Raw genomic sequence first — 16,718 nt, 5'->3', positions numbered from 1 at the left:
GAGATGTGGCGTCCCTCGCTCACGACGTAGAGCCGGACATCGTCGCCGAGGCCGGGCAGGGAAGTCGGCGTCCCGAGGCAGGCGGACGGCCCGGCAGCCCGCCGGGGGGAGTCGCCGGGCCGTGCAGGTCTTGGGTCAGAACTTCGCGCAGAGGTTGGTGTGCACGGCGACGACGATCTGGGCGGCCTTGACCTTGCCGAAGCCCTGGGGGTGGCTGGGCGAGGTGAACCGCATCTCCGCCATTCTCGCCTGCTTCGACGTGTCCTTGGGGAAGTTGTGGATCGTTTGGCACTGGTTGCGTCCGCGGTCGACGGCCTTTGCTTCCTTGCCGTGGACGATGTCCGGGTCGATACCGGTCAGCGCACGGATGTATGCAAGTTGCGCGGCGGCGTCCGGCTTGGGCGGGATGCCTGCGGAGGCTTCGGCGCCGGCAATGTCCTTGGTGGAGGCGGCACTCGGTGCCGTGGTGGGTGTCTTCTTCGGTGCTGCGTTGGTGCTGTCGTCGCTGCTGCACGCGGTGAGCGCGGCGGCCAGGACGAGAGCGGTCATTGCGGTGGCGGCGGTGGCAGCGGTGCGCTTCACGTGTTCCGGCTCCTGGGTGGATGGCTAATGGCACCGGTGTGACCGCCGGGACTGAGCGAAGGTTGTGTGGTGACTCCGAGTCGGTAATGGATGAGACGCGGTGGGTGTTCTGCCTGCCTCGGGTACGAGGGCGAAGTCCTGGCGCGCGCAGGCCGAGGACATGCGGGAGGTGGCGCACGACCTGAGGCACGGTGCAGGTCAGCTCGCGCGGCAGTGGACGGAGCCGCTGAAGCGGTACGCGGAGAGCGAGACCGGGCAGCGTTCGCTGCTGGGCGACGGTGCGCAGGCCCCGGCCGCCTACCATGTCGACCGGCGCGGCCTCGATCCGTCCAGCGTGGAGGCGACGTTCGGATGACCCGGGAGGGCGCGGTGCTTCCCGCCAGGGGCACCACGCGTCGTCCTCGGAACGGCCGGGCTCGCAGCGCCGCGGCGGTGGCGTATGAGGGCCGTGAAGCACGCTACGCGCCATCGGACGGCCCTCCGGGCCACAGTGAAGGGACTTTGCAGGGTGAGCGACCGGCGATCGGTGAAGGACGGCACGGCACGGCAGGGGGGCGGAGGAGTGACGGGTGCACACGCGCAGCCGCAGACGCCCCCGAAGCAGCCGAGTCTGTCCGAGGAGGCCGCTCCCCATCTGCGGCCGGGCGAGCGGCTGACGGGGACATTTCTGCTGCAGGTGGATGATCTGCTGCCGCCCAGGCTGCCGAAGAAGCACCGGCCGGGCGTGCGCCGCGGCATCGATCTGCGGGCTCCGATCCGCTGGGCGGTCGGCGCGACACCCCTGCCCTGGCTCATCCCGGACTCGTGGAAGCGGCTGCAGTGGCTCGTCGAGGGCGATGACTTCTCCGATCACGTCGAGCGTGGCTGGAGCAGGTTCTACCGGTCCCTGCGCCGCCCGTTTCACGGACGGTCCTGGGGCGGCGGGTACCGCAGTATGGCCGGAAGCCTGCTCATCGCCGTACGCAACGCGTACGACTCGGACGGCGAGAACGACGATTTTCTGCTGGTGGTCACCACCGAGCGGCTGCTCGCTTTGAGCGAGCCGATGACGCTGTCACGGCACCTGCCCGCCCGTCTGCTCGCGGAATTCCCTCGGGAGGCGTTCGTCCAGCGGCAGCGGCCCCACCCGCCACGGCAGGAGTTCCGGGCCGACGTCGCCTTTGGTGACGGTTCGTGGATCGCCCTGAAGACCAGCAGGATCGCGCAGACGAAGACGCTGAAGAAGGTGTTGTGAGCAGCGGGGGAGTGGAGTTCGCGCTGTAGCGGGAGGGTGGGGGCGGTTCCTCCGCGTGCGGGATTACGGTCGGCCGTAAGGAAGGGCGAGTTGGCGGCGAGAGAGGGCGAGTAGGACGCGCGGGAGGGGCGGTTGGCCGCGCTGGGTTCCCGTGCGAGGGGGGACGGTCCGCTGCACGGTGATCGGCAGCCGGGGCGCCGCCGCATGGTGACCCGCCGCTGGTGCACCGCCGCACGGTGACCCGCCGCCGATGTGGCGTTGGCGCGGTCGGGGGCACCGCGAGAAAGCCGTCAAAAGTTTTTCAACGCGGCACCAATCCACCGGCGTTGCCGCTCCGAATCACGGCAGACATCTCGCCGAGGTGTCGGTCTCGAACCCGGACGACGTGCGGTCTCCCCCCTTCCCCGTGGAGGCCGCCGGAAAAGGATCGAACGTGATAGCCAAGCGCACCAGCCGCCTCGCCGCACTCGTCGCTCTGCCCGCCGCCCTGGCCCTCACCGTGGGCGCCTCGTCCCAGGCCGCCGCCGAGGGCACCGGAGCGTTCCAGATCAATCTGGCGCAGCTGAACGACTCCGGTTCCAAGGGCACGGCGATGCTCAGCCTCCAGGGCAACCGGCTGACGGTGAAGATCGAGTCCGAGGGACTTGTACCCGGGCAGCCTCACGCCCAGCACCTCCACGGCTCCACCGATGGCCATGACTTCCACTGCCCGGATGCGAGCGCCGACACGAACGGCGACGGAGTCATCAACAACACCGAAGCCACGGTCGACTACGGCAACATCAACATCTCCCTCACCACCAAGGGACCCACGGACATGATGAGCGGCCTCGCCGTCGACCGCATGCCCGTGGCGGATGCGCAGGGCAAGCTCTCCTACCAGCGCACGCTCACCGTCTCCCAGGCCGTGGTCGACCACATCAAGGACCTGCACATCGTGCAGCACGGCATCGACCGCAACAACAACCAGAAGTACGACTTCGACGGTGCGGGCAAGAGCGAACTCGATCCCAAGCTCCCCCAGGAGGCCACCGCTCCGACCAACTGCGGTGAGGTCAAAGGCGCTGCGGTGGGATCGATACCGGTCGGCGGGGTCGAGACCGGAACCGGGCCCTCCGAGGAGCAAGGGGTGCCGTTCGCCGTGCTGGGTGCCGGAGGTGCCGCCTTCGTGGCGTTGACCGGTGTGCTGACCGTCATGCGGCGGCGGAAGACCCTGCTCGCCGCCGGCCGGCCCGGGAGCAACGGGAGCGCCGCATGAGCCGCCGGAGCGAGGACAGCGTGATCACCGTACGGCGCCGGGGCCACCGCGTCCTCGGCTGCGCGATCGCCGCGGCACTGGCGAGCGTGCTCGTCGCGGGGTGCGGAGGACAGGAGACCGCGTCGCCTCCGCCGGTTCCCGCGGGGCAGCCGCCGGCCAAGGGTGGGGACTCGGCCCAGGGCGGGGACTCGGCCCAGGGCGGGGCGACGGGGGAAGGATCCGGGAGCCAGGCTGCGGCGAGCATGCCGAAGTCCGTTCCGCAACGGCTCTCCATCCCGTCGCTCCAGGTCTCCTCCACGCTGGAGACGCTGGGGCAGCACAAGAACGGGGCCATGGAGACCCCGCGCGACCCCGACAAGGCGGGCTGGTACCGGCCGGGGCCGACGCCCGGCTCCCAGGGGCCGGCCGTGATCGCAGGTCATGTCTCCTGGAACGGCAAGCCGTCGGTCTTCGAGAAGCTGTCGACGATGAAGGCCGGTGACACCATCGAGGTCGCCCGGCAGGACGGGAAGACGGCGAAATTCACCGTGGACCGCGTCGCCCAGTACCCGAAGAACAAGTTCCCCACGGTCGAGGTGTACAAGAACATCGACCGTGCCGGCCTCCGCCTGATCACCTGCGGCGGCCAGTACGACCAGGGCCGGCACTACTACCCCGACAATGTGGTGGTGTTCGCCAGCCTCACGGGCAGCGCGTAGGCCGCATCCCTGAGAACGGGCCGACGGTCCGGCGCCCCTTACGGGAGGCCGGGCCGCCGGATCGCCCGCGACCGGCAACCGCCATACTGCGTGCGATCTTGCTGCTCGTCCCGAAGGGAACCCCGCGACGTGTCCTCCACCCCCTCCCTGCCCCTCGCTCGCACCCGCGTCGTCATCGTCGGGGCCGGGCCCGCCGGGCTCACCGTGGCGAATCTGCTGCGCACCGCCGGAGTCGACTGTGTGGTGCTGGAGACGGAGAGCAGGCAGTTCATCGAGCAGCGGCCGCGCGCCGGGTTCATGGAGGAGTGGGCGGTGCAGGCGCTGGCCCGGCACGGGCTGGCCGACCGGCTGCTCGAACGTGCTGACACCCAGGGGGAGTTCGAGTTCCGCTTCGACGGCGAGCGGCACACCGTACACACGGCGGAGCTGTCGGGACGGCACCACTACGTCTATCCGCAGCCGCTGCTCGTCACCGACCTGGTGGCGTCGTATGTCGACAAGGCGGGCGGTGAGGTGCGCTTCGGCGTACGCGAGGTGGAGTTGCACGATGCCGACGGGGACCGTCCGGCCGTCTCCTACACCGACCCGGAGACCGGCGCCCGGCACCGCATCGAGTGCGACTTCATCGCGGGCTGCGACGGTGCGCGCGGGGTGAGCCGGGCGGCCATACCCGGCGGCCGGGCGGTCCTCACCCGCCATGACCACGGCGTTGCCTGGCTCGCGCTCCTCGCCGAGGCACCGCCGTCCGCCGACGGTGTGGTCTTCGGTATCCATGAGCGCGGATTCGGTGCCCATATGGCCCGTAGTTCCCAGGTCACCCGCTACTACCTCCAGGTCGAGCCCGGTGAGGACGCCGGGAACTGGTCGCACGGCCGGGTGTGGAACGAACTGCACACCCGGCTCGCCGCCGCCGGCGCCCCGCCGCTGACCGAAGGACCGCTGATCGAGAAGGTGGTCCTGGACATGCACGACTACGTGGTGGAGCCGATGGCGTACGGCCGCCTCTACCTGGCGGGTGACTCGGCACACCTGGTGGCGCCGATCGCCGCGAAGGGCATGAACCTGGCGCTCCACGACGCCCTGCTGCTCGGCGAGGCGCTGATCGCGCACTACCAGGGCGACGACAGCGGGCTCGAAGGCTATGGGCAGGCCTGTCTGCGGCGGGTCTGGCAGTACCTGGAGTTCTCGCAGTGGCTCTCCTACGTGCTGCACGGGGCCTCGTCCGGCGATCGCATGAAGGCGGGCACGGCCTCCGCGCGGCTGCGGCGGCTGCTGGGTTCACCGTCCGCGGCGAAGGCGTTCGCCAGGCTGTACCTGGGCGAGGAGGCGGACCTGTAGTCCGGTCTGTATCCCGGCGCGGAGGCGGATCTGTAGGGTCGTGACCGACGTACTCGTAACCGCACGTCCGTGGGGTGATTCACATCCCCAAGTGGGGTGGGCCCCCGGCGGGCCGGGTACGCGGCCACGTGATCGCTGGGCGAGATACCGTTGTGAAGTGGTAGAAATTCGGCGAAAAGCATCGCTGAAACTCCGAGGAAAGGAGACGCCATGTCATCGAAGCGCCGTCGTAAGAAGAAGGCCCGTCGCAAGAACGGGGCCAACCACGGCAAGCGGCCGCAGTCCTGAGTCAAGGACGGTGACCTGAGGGACCTCCCCGAGGGGGTTTCTGTGGGCTCCTCGCCTCCGTCGCGGCGGACGCGAGGAGCCCACAGTGGTCACCGGACCCAGGTCACGGCCCGCTCAGAGCCTGCTCACGGTCTGGTGAGCGCCTCGGCTATGCGCCGGCTGGCCTGTGCCTGGGTGGCGTCGCGACGGGTCGGGTTGAACGAGATGACCACGCGCCGCTGTTGGTCGCGGGTGGCGAACAGGGCCGAGGAATAGCCGTACCGTTCACCGGTCTTGCCCCACAGCGTGATCCCGTTGATCGTGAAGGTCTGCAGGCCGGCGGAGAAGCGTGCGGGGCTGCCGTCCAGCATGTGCACCTCGTCGGGCGGCAGCGTGAACATCTGCTCCAACTGACGGGGCGGCAGGAGTTCGCCCGAGAACAGGGCGGTCAGGAAGCGGTCCAGATCACCGGTGTGGGAGATCATCTCGCCCTCTCCCCAGGCGAGCGACTGGTCGAACGCGGTGATGTCCAGCAGGGATCCGTCCGTCATCTTCATATAGCCGTGTACATGGGGGCCGTGAAGGTGCGGGTCGTGGCCGGGCACGGAGGTGTGCCGCAGGCCCAGCGGGCGCAGAATGCGACGGGCGATCGCCAAGCCGTAGGGGCGCCCCGTCAGCCCCTCGATCAGCAGTGCCAGAAGGACGTAATTGATGCCGCGGTACTCCTGCTTGGTGCCCGGGGTGAACTTCATGGGACCGTGCGAAACCCTCGCCACGATCTGGTGGGGCGTCCACCGGTCGTAGCGGTGCCGGGCAATCGACTCCGGGGTGGACAGGTCATAGGGCGGCTCCTGCTCGTCGGGGAGCCCGCTGGTGTGCTGCAGCAGCTGCCGCACCGTGATCGGCGGAAAATGCGCCGGGAGCAGACCCGGGAGACACCGCTGGACCGGGGTCTCCAGCGGGAGCCGTTGTTCGGCGGCGAGCTGCAGCACCACCGTCGCCACGAAGACCTTGGTGATACTGCCGATACGGAAGGTGTCCCGCTCATGGATCGCCCGGCCGGTGTCCCGGTCGGCGACGCCGGCGGCGCCGTACCACCGCCCGGCAGAGCCGCTGACCCGCAGCTGGCAGCCGGTCAGCTGGGGATGCGCGAGGTCACCGACGGCGGCCCGCAGCGCCGGCACGTTCAGCGGAGGAACGGCCACGGGCCCCCGCCCGGGCTGCGGCGGCGGACCGTCTGACGAGCGGGCCGCGGGCGAACGGGCGGAGGCCCGCGCGGGCCCTGCTGTCGCGGCGGCCACCGCACCGGACAGCGCGGCGCCCACAACCACCCTGCGGGGTAAGGAGGAAGAACTCATGAAGGAAGAAGGCCTCATGCCGGACAGCTTTCCGTGTGCCGACCGCGCTGCCTTCAGGGATCTCCCTGATCCGCCCCTGAGCTGCCCCTGAGTCACCTCGGGACTGTCCCGGTAGCCGATAGCCGATAGCCGATAGCCGATAGCCGTCCGCCGTCTGCCGTCCGGTGGTCGAGTAGAGGGAGCCGTAGCCGAGGTTTAGCGTGGAGGGAGTTCCCCACGCGGAGGAGCTGTTGCCATGTCGCTCGGCCAGCGGGAGACCGGCGCCGGCGGACGGCTGTCGCACCTGCTCGACAGCCCCGTCCTCGGGATGACGCCCTGGATCGTGATGTCGGTGCTGGTCGGTCCTGGCCGTTATGAACTGGCGGTCGCCACGGCGCTCGCCCTCGCGGTGGCGATCGTTGTCATCGGCCGCAGACGCCACCCGGGCGGCTCCCTCAAGATCCTGGGGATTGCCGATTTCGTCTTCTTCGCGGCGATGGCGGTCATCGGTATTTTCGCCTCCCCGGGCACACTGCGCTGGTTGGAGAATTATTCGGGGGAGGTTTCGAATATTGCGCTCCTGGTGATTGCCCTCGGATCCATGGCGATCCGGGTGCCGTTCACCCTGCAGTACGCCAGGGAACAAGTACCCCGCGAGTTCTGGAACGAGTCCAGATTTCTGCGCACCAATTACTACCTCACCGGTGTATGGGGTGCCGCTTTCGGGGTGGCGGCGATAGCGGGTGCCTTCGGTGACCTCGTGCTGCACAATTCCAATAATCTGTGGACGGGGTGGATCATCCAGATCGCGGCCATCATCGTCGCGCTGCAGTTCACCCGGTGGTATCCGGATGTCGTGCGGGCGCGTGCCCGGCGGGAGCAGGACCTGCCCGGACCGCCGGAACCACCGGTCAGCGACCTGCTCCTGCCGCTCGCCGGCTATCTGACCCCGGTGGGCATCCTGGTGCTCGCCTTCAACGCAGGGCCGGTATGGCTCGGCGTAGGGCTGATCGTGGTGGTCACGGGGGTCGCGCCGGGGCGGGTCCACTGCGGTACGGGGCGGCTGGTCGGGCCCCAGGTGGCGACGCCCTCGGCGTCCGAGCGCCAGTACCAGCAGGCCTGGCCGCCCTCGGACGGGTACCCCTCGCGGACATTGCCGATCACGGGGCGGCCCTCGGGGTTGTCCTCCCATGCCTCGCCGCGGCCGTAGGGCGTCATGTCGAGCAGGCCGAGGGACCCGTTGACCGGTTCGTTGCCGCGGCCCGTCGTGGAGTAGGTCAGGAACACGCGGTCGCCGTCGCGCAGGAAGCAGATGAGGTGTCCCATGTCTCCGCCGATCGGCGCCGCCACGCCCCGTACCGAGTACCAGGGCTGGGCGTAGCCCATGAACTCGACGTAGGGAGCCACCTCGTCCCATGGGCCAGAGGTCAGAACGGCGAACGAGACGCCCCGGGCGTTGAGGTAGGCGGCGTCCTTCATGTGCCAGGCCGTGGTGGTGCAGCCCTCGCACTGCCCCTGGTGCGGCGCGCCGTCGTACCACATGTGCTGGTAGACCACGAGTTCGTCGCGCCCCTGGAACAGATCGAGGAACGGGACCGCCCCGTCCGCGCCGGTGACCTCGACAGTGCCGTCGAGCTCGACCATCGGCAGCCGCCGCCGGGCCGCGGCGATCGCGTCGCCCTCATGGGTGTGCGCCTTCTCGCGGACCAGCAGATCCTCGCGCGCCGCCTGCCAGGTGGGCAGGTCGACGACCGGCGGCTTGCCGGGGAGGTGGCTGCTGCTCGCATTGCCGGGAGTGGTCGTCATGGTGTCCTCCGTGGTGTCTCGTGCCGGGCGGCGTCGTACGGCGTACTGCGACCGGCGTACTGCGACCGGCGTTCTACGACGCTCACCGGAACAGACTGGCGACGCGGCCAGAACTCATCGCGGCGAAGGGGTGCACTCCGCCGAGCCTGCACGGACCCCCTCGGGCTGACAAGTTCACGGACGCGCTCTTAGACTCGGTGGATGATCTTTATTGTCGTCAGGTTCCCCGTGAAACCCGAGTACGCCGAAGAGTGGCCGCAGCACGTCAAATCCTTTACCGACGCCACCCGCGCCGAGCCCGGCAACCTGTGGTTCGAATGGTCCCGCAGCATCGAGGACCCGAACACCTATGTGCTGGTCGAGGCATTCAAGGACGACGCTGCCGAAGCGCATGTCAACTCCGACCACTTCCGCGCCGGGATCGAGACGATGCGCCCGCTGCTGCGCCGTACGCCGGACATCGTGAGCACCACCATCGAGGGTGCGAACGGCTGGAGCGCGATGGGTGAAATCACCATCGACTGAGGCCGGTCGGGGCACGTACCAGGGTCAGTGGCCTGCCGGGGTACGCACCCCGGTCGGTGGCCTGCCGGGGTACGCACCCCGGTCGGTGGCCTGCCGGGGCACGCACCCCGGTCAGTGGCCCGCCGGGGTACGCACCCCCGTCAGTGGCTCGCCCGGGCCACCGCACCGGACGGGATGCCCCCGCCCGCTACGGCCGGGCCGGTGCCGCCAAGTGGCTGACAAACCAATCCCGGGCGAGGTCGGCGACCTGCTGGAGGGCCCCGCGTTCCTCGAAGAGATGGGTGGCGCCGGGAACGATCTCCAGGCGGGTCTCCGCGCGCAGCGCCGCCTCGGCCTCGCGGTTGAGGTCGATGACCAGCGGGTCGTTGCCGCCCACGATGAGCAGCGTCGGCGCCCGTACGGCGGGCAGCAGCGGTCCGGCGAGGTCGGGGCGTCCGCCGCGGGAGACCACGGCACCGATGTCCGCGTCGGGAGCCGCGGCGGCCCGTAGTGCCGCCGCGGCCCCGGTGCTGGCGCCGAAGTAGCCGATCGGGCCGGCAAAGCGGCCGCGCAGCCACCCGGTGGCGTCCGCCAGCCGCTCGGCGAGGGTTTCGGTGTCGAAGACGTTCGACCGGTGGGCTTCCTCCGCCGGTGTGAGCAGATCGAAGAGCAGGGTGCCCAGGCCCGCCTCGTTGAGGGCGGCTGCGACCAGGCGGTTACGTGGGCTGTGCCGGCTGCTGCCCGATCCATGGGCGAACATCACCACCGCCAGGGCTCCGGCCGGCACGGTGAGATCGCCGGTGAGCCGGACGCCGGCGGCGTCGATCGCCACCTCCTCCGCCACGTCCGTTTCTCCCGCCACATCTGTTTCCTCCGCTACAGCCGTGTCCGCCGCCGTCCGCGCACCTGTTGTCCCGTCAGGGGCACCGGCAGCCGACTCGGGCCCGGCCGCGGACTGTGCCGACGACGCCTGCGCCAGCAAGGAGACGACCTCGTCGTCCGGGGTCTGGGAGAAGTCCTGGTACCACTCGCCGACGGCGGAGAAGGCGAACGGGGTGGAGAGGCAGACGAATTCATCGGTCGAGCCGCGCAGCCGCTCGGCCGCGTCCGGTGGCGCCACGGGTACCGCAAGCACGACCCGGGCCGCGCCCTGCGCACGTACTACCTCGCATGCGGCGGCCGCGGTGGCGCCGGTCGCGATCCCGTCGTCCACGACGATCGCCGTACGGCCGGCGAGGTCGAGCCGTTGCCGCCCGGCGCGGAAGCGTTCTGCCTGGCGGGTGAGCTCCGCCGCCTCGGCGTGCTCCACGGACACCAGGTCCGCCTGGTCGAGCCGACCGCGGCGGACGATGTCGTCGCTGATCACCCGTACGCCGCCTTCGCCGATGGCGCCGAAACCCAGCTCGCGCTGGTAGGGGACCCCCAGCTTGCGGACCACGATCACATCGAGCGGCGCGCCGAGCGCCCGGGCCACTTCGAAGGCCACCGGGACCCCGCCACGCGGCAGACCCAGCACGACGGGCTCTTCCCCCTGCAGGTGCCCCAGCGATTCGGCGAGGCGGTGCCCCGCATCCGCACGGTCAGTGAACAGCACGGTGTGCACCCCCTAGCCAGGGGAGACGGTAGCTGCGTTCACACCTCACTTCGAAATAACCCCATCTGCGGGGGCTTCGCAAGTCGGGCCGTAGAGGTGCTGGGCGTCGGCGGTGCCGGGTCGTCGGCGGTGCCTGGTCATCGAAGGCGCTCGATCACCGGCGGTGCCCGGCCACCGGCGGTGCCCGGGCGGTGCCCGCTCGCCGCCCGGGCGGCCCGGATGGTGGTTACCGTCGGCGTATGAAGGGAATCGGAGCGGTCCTGATCGATATCGACGGCGTGCTCACCGTGTCCTGGAAGGCGCTGCCCGGCGCGGTGGCGGCGATGGAGCGGCTGCGCGCCGCGGGACTCCCGCTGGTGCTGATCACCAACACCACCTCGCGGACCCGTGCCGCGGTCGCCGGGCGGCTGGCCGAAGAGGGATTTCCTGTCGGTGCCGACGACATTCTGACCGCGCCCGCCGTCACGGCGGCCTACCTGCGCACACACCATCCGCACGCCCACTGCCGGCTGATCAACAGCGGTGAGGTCGGGGCGGATCTGGCCGGCGTGACGCTCGTGGGGGAGGGGGCCGGTGGCGCGGGCGGGGAGGCACCGGAGGTGATCGTGTTCGGTGGCGCGGGCGAGGCTTTCAGCTACCCGGCTCTCAACAGCGCGTTCCGGCAGCTGCAACGGGGGGCCCGGCTGGTTGCCATGCACCGCAATCTGTACTGGCGTACGGCGGACGGACTCGACCTGGACACCGGGGCCTTCCTGCCGGGGCTGGAACGGGCGGCGGGGGTTGAGGCAACGGTCACCGGCAAACCGGCCGAGGCCTTCTTCGCCACCGCCCTGGCGCACGTCGGTGCTCCGGCCGCGGAAGCGCTGATGGTGGGTGACGACATCGAGTCCGATGTGCTGGCGGCCCAGCGCTGCGGGATCACCGGTGTGCTCGTCAGGACCGGCAAGTATCTGCCGGAGACGCACCGGGCGGCCGACGGCACGCCTGACCATGTGCTCGATTCCTTCGCCGATCTGCCCGGTCTGCTGGGTCTGGCGTGAGGGTGCGGGGAGGGGAGGGACCGTACGGGTGCGGCGCGTGCCGCGACGGTGCGCACTCGATGGTTCGGGCCGGCGAAGCAGTGAACCCGTGAACCGGTGCGGCCGCGGGCGGTCATTCCGTGGCCGGGGCCTCGGCGCGCCGGTAGTGGAGGAGGACGACGCCGTTGCCGAAGGCCCGGGTCCCGGCGAGCCGCAGAAAGGTGGTGGCGTCCGTGGCCGGGAAGAGGGGTTTGCCCCGGCCGATGAGGACCGGATGGACGTAGACGTGGTACTCGTCGATCAGGTCGTGGGCCATGAACGCCGCGGCGAGATCGGCGCCACCGAGCGCCAGGTCTCCGCCCGGCTGCGCCTTGAGCGCCTTGATCTCCTCGGGGACGACCTCGCGCATGATGGTGGTGTTCCAGTCGGCCCGTTCCAGGGTCCGGGAGAACACGATCTTGGGTGTGTCCCGCCAGATCCCGGCAAATTCGGCCATGGGGCCGGTGGTTGAGGGGTCGGCGTCCGCGGTGGGCCAGAAGTCCGCCATGAGTTCGTGGGTGACCCGGCCGCTCATGAAGGCGCCCATCTGCCGTAGCTGCTCGTTGAGGTGACGGTGGAGCTCGTCGTCGACCTGATGCCAGTCGATCTGGCGGTCAGGGCGCTCGATGAAGCCGTCCAGGGACACCGACATCGACAAGATGATCTTTCTCATCACGGTCCTCGCTGAAGTCCTCGGGGCCGGGGTCTACCGGAGTCCACCGGGTCCACAGGGGGTCCGCCGGGGACCACCGGCCGGGGTGCCACCAGTGTGCCCGGGACGGGCGTGGTGGGGGCGGGTGTGCGCTGCGCCGGGCGAGCCGGGAGGGTGTGGCCGCACGCCGGTCACCGCGGGTCGCCGAGCAGCGCCGCGATCGCCGCGGCCGTCCAGTGCCCTTCGGCTCCCGGGCAGCCGGCGAGGTACTCGGCGGTCCGGCGGGGGCTCCATCCGTGGGAGGCGACGATGCCGGCCGCGATGTGCCGCAGGTAGGCCGCCGAGGGCGGGTTCAGGGCGATTTCCTGGCTGCTCCAAGGGGAGGTGAAGGCCAGTACCGGGTAACCGTCCAGCAGTCCGGCACACACCAGGGTTTCGTACCGGCCGGGTCCGGTCCGGGCCCGGCCGCGGGTCAGGGCCTTCGTCAGGTCGAGATCCTGGCCGGGTTCCCGGTGCATCTCCTGAGCGGCGATGTCGGAGAACTGGGACAGCGTCAGCAGATACGCCTGGGCGGGCAGTTCGGCGCCACCGGGGTGCAACTGGTCGGCTGCGACGCCGGGCCCTCGGCCGGTTGTTCCACCGGTCCCCCGGCCGGCCGCGTCCGCGGCAGGTGCGGGGCCGGTGCCGGTGCCGGGGTCGGGGGCGGAGCCGGGATGGGGGCCAGGGCCGGGTTCGTAGAAGGCGCTGCCGCCGGTCCATACCTGCGATTCCGTGGCGAAGAACAGCAGGCCGGGCAGCATGACCGGCGCCGTACGCGCGGGCGGGCGGGGGTCCCGGCAGCCCGGGTAGGTGCGCAGCCCGCCAAGGGGCTGCCCGCCGGCCAGATAGCAGGCCAGCCGCTCGGCATGCATGTTGGAGCCGTATGCGGCGTACCAGAGGCGGTGGACGGGGGTGAGGCGGCGGACGGCTTCGGGGGAGTGGTCGAGGGCTTCGAGGCGTGGGGGCCTGATCACGTCCTCACGCTACGCGGCCCGGGCCGCCACGGTGGCGCCCGGCAGGGGCAGCGGTGCCCGGCGACGTCCGCGCGCCCGGCAGGGTCGGTGGCCCTGGCAGGGTCCGCGGCGCCGAGGCAATGCACCCGTGGCACCGGGGCGGCAACGCAGTGAAGTGCCGGTGAGCGGAGCGCACGGCCGGTGTGACGTGGCTTGATCGTTTCCCCTACGGGTTTTGCCGCGAGTGGTCTGGAGATGCGCACTGCACGGACAGGACCGGTCGGACAGGACGGCCGGACAGGGCCGGTCCGACGGGACCAGCCGGACGGGACCGGTCGGACGGGGCCCGTTGGACGGGACCGGCCGGACAGGACCGGTCCGAAGAACAGCCGGTGCCCGGTCATCGGCCGGGCGCCGGGGGACGGAGGCAGTGTGGCGGACGAGGTGTCAGGGCGCGAGGACGCCGGAATACGCGGGGCAGGGGTGGCCGGCCGCCACCCCGCAACGCCCTCTCCATCGCCGGAGGCGAGCCGGCGTCACCTGCTCGCGGCCACGGCAGCGGCAGGGCTGGGACTGCTCACGGCGTGCGGGCAGTCCTCCTCCCGTGCGGACTCCGCACCCAAGGCCTCGCCACCGGGCGGCTCGTCGGCCTCCCCCTCCGCCGGATCCGGCACCCCGAGCCCGTCCGGTTCCGCGACGGCGCCCCCGCCGGCCCGCCCGACCAAGCGGCGCCGACCCGAACTGCCCCGTGGTGGAAGGGAATTGTTTCCGCGCTACCGACTGGTCGGGTTCTGTGGTCTGCCCGGGGCGGCGGCGCTCGGCCGGCTGGGGACCGGTGACCCGGAACAGCGGGCCGCCCAGGCGGAGAAGGTGGCGCACTCGTACGCCGCGGGCCGCGAGCCGCTGCCCGTACTCGAGCTCCTGGCGACGGTGGCCAACGCCTCGGCCGGCCCGGACGGCACCTACCGCTCCCGGACGGCCCCGGCCACCATCCGCCGCTTCCACCGCCTGGCCCGCGACCGGCGCGCGCTGCTGCTGCTGAACATCCAGCCGGGCCGCGCCTCGGTGCTCGACGAGGTCAAGGCGCTGCGCGACTGGCTCGTCCACCCCGATGTGGGGATCGCGCTCGACCCGGAATGGGAGATGGGCTCCGGCGAGGTGCCGGGTGACACCTACGGGCACACCGACGGCCATGAGCTGACCAAGGTGGCCCGCTATCTGTCCGGGCTGGTGAAGGCGCATGATCTGCCGCAGAAGCCGCTGGTCTTCCATCAGGTGGCCACCTCCGTCGTGGGCGAGCAGTCCGCCCTGCGGCCCCAGCCCGGCGTGGCGCTCATCAAGAGCGCCGACGGCATCGGCTCGCCGGGCCTGAAGCGCGGGACCTGGCACCAACTGGTCAAGGACCTGCCCGACGGCCTCCACACCGGTTTCAAGCTGTTCTACGAGGAGGACGCGAAGGGCAGCCGCCTGATGACGCCCAAGGAGGTCCTGGCGCTGCGGCCGCAGCCGGAGTACGTGCTGTACGAGTGAGCCGGCCGACCCGCCGCGCGCGCTGCCGGCAGGCAGGCCCGTCCAGGAGTACCGGATGCGCCCTGGGCCCGGGCGCCGCACACGCCCCCCCGGGTCCCCCGCGCAGGCCCGTGACGGCCGCCCGGCGCACCGCGCGCCGGGTGGCCGTCACGAGCCGTACCCCGTTCCGCCTCCGCGTGTCGACCGTCGCCATCGGCCGGCCGCCGCCGACCGGTGATCCTCCCTCAGTACGGGTGCTTGTCCGGCCGGTTCGTCCAGGCCGCGTACGACTGGGCGCCCATCTCGGGGTAGATCTGCTCGATCTTGATCCTGCGCTCGTCGAGCGGCCTCTTGAAGTCCTCGTACTGGAACGTGTCGTCGAAGCCGATCTTCGCGGTGTCCTCGAGGTCGCAGCTGTAGTAGACCGCCTCGATCCGCGACCAGTAGATGGCGCTCATGCACATGGGGCAGGGCGCGCCGCTGATGTAGATCGAAGTGCCCTGGAGCATCCGGGCCCGCTCGGGGACCGGGTCCGGTGACCCGGGGGGCCGCGGGACGTACTCCAGCGTGCTCTCGTTCTGACGCTCCACGGCGATGCTCGGAGCTTCGGGGTTGAGGACCTGTATGGCCTTGCGGATCGTCTCCACCTCGGCGTGCGCGGTGGGGTCGCCGGTCAGCAGCACGCGGTTCTGCCCGCGGGCGACGATGTTCCCGTCCCGCGCGAGCACCGCGCCGAACGGGCCGCCCCAGCCGTTCTCCACGGATTCCGTGGCGAGCCGTACAGCCTCTGCGAGAAGTTCTTTCTGTTCCATTACGGAGTCTCCGATCGGCATCGATTCCTCTGCGGAACGGTTAGTCAAATGCCCCATTTGCCGTGTAAATCGCTTCTGTACTAGGCTACTCAAGGTGAGTGCCCGTGCAAGCCGTGATTCCGCGGCAGACATCGCCACCGTTGTGACCTCGCAGAAGGTGCGCGAAGGCCGCACCGACGACTATCAGCGTTGGCAGGACAGAACGAATCAGGCCGCCCGTGAATTCGAGGGTTTCGTGGACGCCGAGGTGTATCCTCCCGGCGCCGGCGAAGAAAACGAATGGGTGGCCGTATTTCGTTTTTCCGAAATGGACTGTCTGACCGCGTGGCTGGAGTCGGGCCGGCGACGGGAACTGCTCGACGAGGCGCGCGGACTCTTCGAGGGCCCGCCGAAGCAGGAGGTGCTGCAGGGCGGCAGCCCCGCGCGGCCGGCCACCGACGTGGTCACGGCCGTCATCTCCCACGAGGTCACACCGGGCCAGGAGCAGCAGTTCCTGCGCTGGCAGGAGAAGACGCTCACGGCGCAGGAGAAGGCGCCGGGCTTCATGGGGTCCGAACTGTTCACACCCGTGGAGGGCGTGCAGGAGCACTGGGTCGTCGTCTTCCGGTTCGACTCCCGCGAACACCTCGACGACTGGCTCCACTCCGAGGTCCGCACCAAGCTGCTGGCCGAGGGGAAGAAGTACTTCACCTCGTACGACGTGCGCAAGGTCGGTTCGGCGTTCAGCGGCTGGTTCCAGTTCGACCGCAGGGGCGGTGCGCCGCCCAACTGGAAACAGGCGATGTCCGTCGTCCTGGCGCTCTATCCGACGGTGATGGTGCTCAACCTGACCGTGGGAGTGGGGCTGGAGAAGCTCACCATCCGCGAGTACATCGGCCTGTTCCTGTCCAACGTACTGAGCGTCAGCGCGCTGACCTGGCTGCTGATGCCGCTCGTGAACAAGGCACTCGCCTTCTGGCTGGTGCCCTCCCGGGCCACCGGCCGCAAGGAACAGGTGCTGGGTGTCGGGCTGGTGCTGCTCGGCTACCTGGTGTCCATCGTCGTCTTCGGTCTGATCACCCACCAGATCTGGTGAGG

The 16,718-nt window shown here is 70.4% G+C and carries 17 protein-coding genes; 10 read left to right on the top strand and 7 right to left on the bottom strand.

The window, feature by feature from the left end:
- Positions 1 to 135: 135 nt before the first annotated feature.
- Positions 136 to 582 carry a hypothetical protein gene (locus ABR737_RS09040; protein ID WP_350249667.1) on the bottom strand — a complete coding sequence of 149 codons (447 nt, stop codon included), beginning with the start codon at positions 580 to 582 and terminating at the stop codon, positions 136 to 138.
- Between the two features lie 100 nt (positions 583 to 682).
- Here ABR737_RS09040 and ABR737_RS09035 point away from each other — a divergent pair, with 100 nt between their 5' ends.
- The 6 genes from ABR737_RS09035 (at position 683) to ABR737_RS43900 (ending at position 5,398) form a co-directional block, all read left to right on the top strand.
- Positions 683 to 937, top strand: a complete 255-nt coding sequence (locus ABR737_RS09035) for a hypothetical protein (RefSeq protein WP_350249666.1) — start codon at positions 683 to 685, stop codon at positions 935 to 937.
- Between the two features lie 207 nt (positions 938 to 1,144).
- Positions 1,145 to 1,816, top strand: coding sequence for a hypothetical protein (locus tag ABR737_RS09030; RefSeq protein WP_350249665.1), 672 nt, complete (start codon positions 1,145 to 1,147; stop codon positions 1,814 to 1,816).
- A 433-nt stretch (positions 1,817 to 2,249) separates the two neighbouring features.
- Positions 2,250 to 3,074, top strand: coding sequence for a GVDTG sorting domain-containing protein (locus tag ABR737_RS09025; RefSeq protein ID WP_350249664.1), 825 nt, complete (start codon positions 2,250 to 2,252; stop codon positions 3,072 to 3,074).
- The gene (locus ABR737_RS09020) at positions 3,071 to 3,772 is read left to right on the top strand and encodes a class F sortase (RefSeq protein WP_350249663.1); all 702 of its coding nucleotides are present in this window, start codon (positions 3,071 to 3,073) and stop codon (positions 3,770 to 3,772) included. Before ABR737_RS09025 ends, ABR737_RS09020 begins: the two co-directional genes overlap by 4 nt.
- Positions 3,773 to 3,901: 129 nt before the next feature.
- Positions 3,902 to 5,110 carry a 4-hydroxybenzoate 3-monooxygenase gene (locus tag ABR737_RS09015; RefSeq protein ID WP_350249662.1) on the top strand — a complete coding sequence of 403 codons (1,209 nt, stop codon included), beginning with the start codon at positions 3,902 to 3,904 and terminating at the stop codon, positions 5,108 to 5,110.
- A 210-nt stretch (positions 5,111 to 5,320) separates the two neighbouring features.
- A complete protein-coding gene (locus ABR737_RS43900; protein ID WP_370454205.1) occupies positions 5,321 to 5,398 on the top strand; it encodes a 50S ribosomal protein bL37 in 78 nt (25 codons plus the stop codon).
- A gap of 125 nt (positions 5,399 to 5,523) precedes the next feature.
- Here the strand turns inward: ABR737_RS43900 and ABR737_RS09010 are convergent, their stop codons facing one another.
- Together ABR737_RS09010 and ABR737_RS09005 are read right to left on the bottom strand one after the other, a co-directional pair.
- A complete protein-coding gene (locus tag ABR737_RS09010; protein WP_350249661.1) occupies positions 5,524 to 6,582 on the bottom strand; it encodes a serine hydrolase domain-containing protein in 1,059 nt (352 codons plus the stop codon).
- 1,071 nt (positions 6,583 to 7,653) lie between these two features.
- The gene (locus tag ABR737_RS09005; RefSeq protein WP_350249660.1) at positions 7,654 to 8,520 is read right to left on the bottom strand and encodes a DUF899 family protein; all 867 of its coding nucleotides are present in this window, start codon (positions 8,518 to 8,520) and stop codon (positions 7,654 to 7,656) included.
- A gap of 201 nt (positions 8,521 to 8,721) precedes the next feature.
- On the opposite strand from ABR737_RS09005, the gene ABR737_RS09000 reads away from it, so the two are divergent.
- Positions 8,722 to 9,045 carry a putative quinol monooxygenase gene (locus ABR737_RS09000; protein ID WP_350249659.1) on the top strand — a complete coding sequence of 108 codons (324 nt, stop codon included), beginning with the start codon at positions 8,722 to 8,724 and terminating at the stop codon, positions 9,043 to 9,045.
- A gap of 187 nt (positions 9,046 to 9,232) precedes the next feature.
- On the opposite strand, the gene ABR737_RS08995 is transcribed toward ABR737_RS09000, so the two are convergent.
- Positions 9,233 to 10,618 carry a phosphoribosyltransferase family protein gene (locus ABR737_RS08995; protein ID WP_350249658.1) on the bottom strand — a complete coding sequence of 462 codons (1,386 nt, stop codon included), beginning with the start codon at positions 10,616 to 10,618 and terminating at the stop codon, positions 9,233 to 9,235.
- A 239-nt stretch (positions 10,619 to 10,857) separates the two neighbouring features.
- Between ABR737_RS08995 and ABR737_RS08990 the strand changes: the two genes are divergently transcribed.
- Positions 10,858 to 11,658, top strand: a complete 801-nt coding sequence (locus tag ABR737_RS08990; RefSeq protein WP_350249657.1) for an HAD-IIA family hydrolase — start codon at positions 10,858 to 10,860, stop codon at positions 11,656 to 11,658.
- A gap of 112 nt (positions 11,659 to 11,770) precedes the next feature.
- Here the strand turns inward: ABR737_RS08990 and ABR737_RS08985 are convergent, their stop codons facing one another.
- The gene (locus tag ABR737_RS08985; protein WP_350249656.1) at positions 11,771 to 12,349 is read right to left on the bottom strand and encodes a dihydrofolate reductase family protein; all 579 of its coding nucleotides are present in this window, start codon (positions 12,347 to 12,349) and stop codon (positions 11,771 to 11,773) included.
- A 170-nt stretch (positions 12,350 to 12,519) separates the two neighbouring features.
- On the bottom strand, positions 12,520 to 13,341 hold the full coding sequence (locus ABR737_RS08980; protein ID WP_350249655.1) for a histone deacetylase: 822 nt from the start codon (positions 13,339 to 13,341) through the stop codon (positions 12,520 to 12,522).
- Between the two features lie 741 nt (positions 13,342 to 14,082).
- Between ABR737_RS08980 and ABR737_RS08975 the strand changes: the two genes are divergently transcribed.
- Positions 14,083 to 14,850: a hypothetical protein gene (locus tag ABR737_RS08975; protein ID WP_350249654.1), complete on the top strand. Its 768-nt coding sequence runs from the start codon at positions 14,083 to 14,085 to the stop codon at positions 14,848 to 14,850.
- Positions 14,851 to 15,074: 224 nt separating this feature from the next.
- Here ABR737_RS08975 and ABR737_RS08970 read toward each other — a convergent pair whose 3' ends face one another.
- Positions 15,075 to 15,641 carry a nucleoside deaminase gene (locus tag ABR737_RS08970; RefSeq protein ID WP_350249653.1) on the bottom strand — a complete coding sequence of 189 codons (567 nt, stop codon included), beginning with the start codon at positions 15,639 to 15,641 and terminating at the stop codon, positions 15,075 to 15,077.
- Positions 15,642 to 15,735: 94 nt separating this feature from the next.
- Between ABR737_RS08970 and ABR737_RS08965 the strand changes: the two genes are divergently transcribed.
- Entirely contained in the window at positions 15,736 to 16,716 is a 981-nt protein-coding gene (locus ABR737_RS08965; protein ID WP_350249652.1) for an antibiotic biosynthesis monooxygenase, read from the top strand.
- Positions 16,717 to 16,718 lie beyond the last annotated feature (2 nt).

Origin of the sequence: Streptomyces sp. Edi2 (assembly GCF_040253635.1) — a bacterium.
GTDB lineage: Bacteria > Actinomycetota > Actinomycetes > Streptomycetales > Streptomycetaceae > Streptomyces.
Note: the sequence above shows the minus strand (reverse complement) of the source record. Positions and strands in the feature narration are given on the sequence as shown.

Coding starts and splice junctions, on each gene's coding strand:
- ABR737_RS09020 (WP_350249663.1), top strand. CDS start 3,071: ATGAGCCGCCGGAGCGAGGACAGCGTGATCACCGTACGGCGCCGGGGC.
- ABR737_RS43900 (WP_370454205.1), top strand. CDS start 5,321: ATGTCATCGAAGCGCCGTCGTAAGAAGAAGGCCCGTCGCAAGAACGGG.
- ABR737_RS09005 (WP_350249660.1), bottom strand. CDS start 8,520: ATGACGACCACTCCCGGCAATGCGAGCAGCAGCCACCTCCCCGGCAAG.
- ABR737_RS09000 (WP_350249659.1), top strand. CDS start 8,722: ATGATCTTTATTGTCGTCAGGTTCCCCGTGAAACCCGAGTACGCCGAA.
- ABR737_RS08990 (WP_350249657.1), top strand. CDS start 10,858: ATGAAGGGAATCGGAGCGGTCCTGATCGATATCGACGGCGTGCTCACC.
- ABR737_RS08985 (WP_350249656.1), bottom strand. CDS start 12,349: ATGAGAAAGATCATCTTGTCGATGTCGGTGTCCCTGGACGGCTTCATC.
- ABR737_RS08970 (WP_350249653.1), bottom strand. CDS start 15,641: ATGGAACAGAAAGAACTTCTCGCAGAGGCTGTACGGCTCGCCACGGAA.